The organism is Acetobacterium wieringae (genome assembly GCF_026646375.1).
In the GTDB taxonomy this organism is placed as follows: Bacteria; Bacillota; Clostridia; order Eubacteriales; family Eubacteriaceae; genus Acetobacterium; species Acetobacterium wieringae_A.
In genome coordinates this window covers 1-2,971 of sequence record NZ_JAIPPU010000042.1, presented here as the reverse complement: position 1 = coordinate 2,971, position 2,971 = coordinate 1, and the positions used below count along the sequence as shown (strand labels likewise).

The 2,971-nt window shown below is 40.6% G+C and carries 4 protein-coding genes; all 4 read left to right on the top strand.

The features are described 5' to 3' along the window. The first annotated feature begins 76 nt into the window (after positions 1 to 76). The 4 genes from Q7P33_RS17795 (at position 77) to Q7P33_RS17780 (ending at position 2,963) form a co-directional block, all read left to right on the top strand. Positions 77 to 577 (top strand): DUF6273 domain-containing protein, encoded by a 501-nt coding sequence (locus Q7P33_RS17795; protein ID WP_303872082.1) that lies wholly within the window; start codon positions 77 to 79, stop codon positions 575 to 577. A gap of 72 nt (positions 578 to 649) precedes the next feature. After that, entirely contained in the window at positions 650 to 1,066 is a 417-nt protein-coding gene (locus Q7P33_RS17790) for a hypothetical protein (RefSeq protein ID WP_303872081.1), read from the top strand. A 633-nt stretch (positions 1,067 to 1,699) separates the two neighbouring features. Beyond that, positions 1,700 to 2,701, top strand: coding sequence for a hypothetical protein (locus Q7P33_RS17785; RefSeq protein WP_303872080.1), 1,002 nt, complete (start codon positions 1,700 to 1,702; stop codon positions 2,699 to 2,701). A 16-nt stretch (positions 2,702 to 2,717) separates the two neighbouring features. Further along, a complete protein-coding gene (locus tag Q7P33_RS17780) occupies positions 2,718 to 2,963 on the top strand; it encodes a hypothetical protein (protein ID WP_303872079.1) in 246 nt (81 codons plus the stop codon). The last annotated feature ends 8 nt before the right edge of the window (positions 2,964 to 2,971 follow it).

Here is a 2,971-nt window from a genome sequence, read left to right as displayed (position 1 = left end):
AGGGGCTTGGAAAATTCCTTGCGCGTTTTGACTGAACTATTATTGACAATTCCACACCTTCGGTACTAAACATCTGATGGCAAATAATCGAGCGATCAATCCTGGTAATAACACAAACTACTATGGTTGGGAAGGCTCTGATATCCGAGGATGGATGAACGGAATCAGCACACAATATGCCGGCACAAATTACACGAGTGGAACCACATCACTTTATTCTCAATTACCGGCTGAAATTCAAAGTGCCATCAAACCAGTCAAAAAATTAACTTCTGGTGGCTACAACAATAATGTACTGGTAACTTCCACAGACAAAATATTTGCTTTCTCGGAAGTGGAATTACACGGAACGACTTATTACTCCATTGCAGGTGAAGGTACTAAATATTCAATCTTTACCGATAATGCGAGCAGAGTCAAGAAGATGAGCAACGGATCCGGGGGAGTAAATTACTACTGGGGTCGTTCTCCGTATTCGGGCTACACCAACAATTTCACTCTGGTCAACAACGACGGCAGCTACAACAACATCACCGCCACCAACACCTGTGGCGTTGCGTTCGGCTTCTGCATCTAGGAATCTAACCTATCCGCCCCGCAATGGGGCGGTTATTACACAATAAGTTTATGACATAAGGAGAACAAAATAATGGCAGTATTAAAAAACAAGCGGGATGAAAGTGCAATTCTGTTTCTGGAAAATGCATATGAGCTTCAAGTTTGCATGATTAAGCAAGCGGTAAAATTTCCAAAACGATACACTTTTTTTATTACTCAAAACCTCGTCGCGTTAGCGACGAGCTGTCACGAGAATGCAAAAAGTGCCAACACGATTTATCCAACTAACCAACATGAATTGCAGATCCGGATTGATTACTTGAATAAAGCCATGTGCGATCTGCAAAATTTAATATCTCAACTGCAAATCGCCAAAGAAGTGTTTAGTATCGATTCTAAGATTATTGTTACACTGATGAAATTCATCAGTGATGAATTTCGGCTGCTGAAAGGAGTAAGAAAGAGCGACCGGGAACGTTACAAAGATTTAATCACTGCTCCGCAATAAAGGTTTGCGGAGTTAATTATTGAACCATAGGTTATATACTGAAAACTTAGTACTTCCGTTGTATTTCCTGACTGGGGTCGTTCTCCGTATTCGGGCAACAACAACAATTTCACTCTGGTCAACAACGACGGCAGCTACAACAACAACAACGCCAACAACAACTATGGCGTTGCGTTCGGATTGTGTGCATATCAGACATAGTAGCTTTTTTAAGCGAAATCAGCATTCTCACAGAAGGAGCGTATAACCTTCCTTAACTGGTAAATATATACCTTGATGCGGTTGGCCGGACGCTTCTTGCATGGACTGACAACAATGCGTAAATCAGTTTTCATGGCCAGTACCCTTCACAGAATCACGACGCAAAATAACATCACTGTACGAGGTATGCTTTAAAATGACAAGCAAAGAAAGAAAAGAAGGTCGGTATCAACGACGAAAGGCCGACCGTTTAAAAAACAAATATCTTGTTAATCCTTCTGTTATTCTTAAAATAAAAGGAGCTGATTGATGTGTTTATTTATTTAACCAGTGAAAAAAACAATGTAATCTTTGATTTTCTCAAAGACCAATCCGGGCAAACCGTTAAAAAATTCATTGGTGATTTTAATTTTCAGGAGTTCTTTTAATAATTTGATCCAAAAGGTAGATGTGCTTGTCGATGAGTTAAATATAAACACCTTAAAAAATGATGTAACCGCCTTTAAAAATGAGATGGCTTCCAGTAAAGGCGGCTTGATTGAGACGGTCGAAATGCGTACGCATACGCCAGGGCATTATAATTTAACAAACAGCAGCAACGCCTTGAACGTGTTATACAAGGGTAAGGTTGTTGCGGTCGATAACGTCAAAGAAGGAATGCTGTTAGCTGATGAATGGACATGCAGCGAAGGTGGGGATATTAATATCTTCCAAGGCGGCGACACAATCGCCTATCGTGAATGGTTTCCGTTCGATAATTCGATGGATCATGATTTAGCCGTATCAGACGAGACGAATCCGATTATTTTTGAGGGGATCGGGTTTTATTCGGATTGGGTTATCGACTCGGATCTGGAACAAGCGTTGCAATTTGATCCGCCGATACTTGAAAACCAGATTAAAAAAGGTGATATCCTTAAGTCCGCTGCGTCGAAAAAAACGATCGTCCTGGATGTTTCGGGTGATAATGCTTTGCTTTTTACAGGTACACAGTTTATTGAAGCCAATCATTGTTATTTGGATGAAAAAGGCTTACAGTGGAATTTCGGAAAATATTACGAAAACTTTTCGGATATCCCGGCATCAGAGTATAAAACCTTCGGTGAATTTCTAAATTCGGGCGTGGAGCTGGATTGTGAATTGATTATCGGTGATGAGGAAATGGCTATGTCGTTTGTCTGGGGTGTAGATGATCGGATTACCCATTATGGCTATAAGGAGTTTCGGAATTTACTGGATTGCCCATATGAATGCCTGCCAAACGGTAACATAGCTATAGATGACGGCAGTGCTGAACAGGGGATGTTGTTTGTTTGGGCCGCCGCTGGCTATCACGGCCAGTCTGAGACAACAAAATTATTCACCAAGGCTCCCGCTTCTGAAATAGATTGGGATGACCTGCTGTCGGAAGATGGTTTGAATTATGAAATGTAGTTTTTGGGAGGTAATAATGAGTGCGTACTTAGATAATGAACAACTGGATCACGATATTGTTGGTTATATTGACGGGAAAGCCATCATCATTGATGAGAATGGTACCTGGTATTTTGTTGTCATACCGGAAGAATTTGTATCAAAAGGCGATGTCTTTTTTGAGGATGATTTGACACCAATTGATGTATTGCCATATCTTGAGCAAAAATTCATTTTATGGAGTGTTATCATAAAAGTGCAGTCCCAAATTGCAAGGAAATGAGGTAAAAT